The organism is Treponema sp. R80B11-R83G3 (genome assembly GCF_054786115.1).
In genome coordinates this window covers 1-603 of record NZ_BDHF01000406.1, presented here as the reverse complement: position 1 = coordinate 603, position 603 = coordinate 1, and the positions used below count along the sequence as shown (strand labels likewise).

1 protein-coding gene and 1 pseudogene are annotated in these 603 nt (G+C 42.8%); both read right to left on the bottom strand.

Annotated elements, in window-relative coordinates; all coding sequences use genetic code 11:
- Window positions 1–138 (bottom strand): annotated as a pseudogene (locus tag ACYVRH_RS14145) (phosphoribosyltransferase); the annotation flags it as partial.
- A partial coding sequence (locus tag ACYVRH_RS14140; protein WP_461257516.1) for a rhomboid family intramembrane serine protease occupies window positions 131–603 on the bottom strand: 473 nt, incomplete at its 5' end. The gene ACYVRH_RS14140 and the pseudogene ACYVRH_RS14145, both read right to left, overlap by 8 nt.

Sequence of the window (603 nt, the reverse complement as noted above, 5' to 3'; positions counted from 1 at the left end):
GATGATGTTTCCAAGATACGCGCCGCCGCGAAGTGAAACATAAATTACGTCGGGAATGAATCCGTCCTTGTAAATGCGGTGCGCCAGCTTAATCGCGTTGTCGCGCACCGTGTCAAAATGCATGAATTCTTTATTCATTATACCTCCTTGGAACGCGGAAAAAACCAAAGAAACTTCCGCATAAGCCGCCTATAATATGCGCGAATTGGGAAATATTATCCTTATCTGCGCCTGACTTGTTAAATATTTGCACGCCCAAATATAATATTAGCACAAGAATAAACGTAAGGGGAATTTCCCCTTTAGAAAAATTTGTAAAAGAAGACAAAAGGATCATCATAAAAACTACGCCGGACGCGCCCAAAAGATAAGTGTTAAAAAAAAGCGCGTTTAAAATCCCCGTAACGAGCGCGGTAATGATTATCATAACTAAGAGCGTTTCTGACCTGTAACGTTCTTCCAGCATGGGGCCGATTAAAAGTATCAAGGTGAGATTGCTTATTAAGTGCGCCCAGTTGGCATGGCCAATCACATGGGTAAAAAGAGTGACCCAGTTTCTTATACTGCCGGCGTGAAAATTGTTCCTGCCGGGAACCATAAACC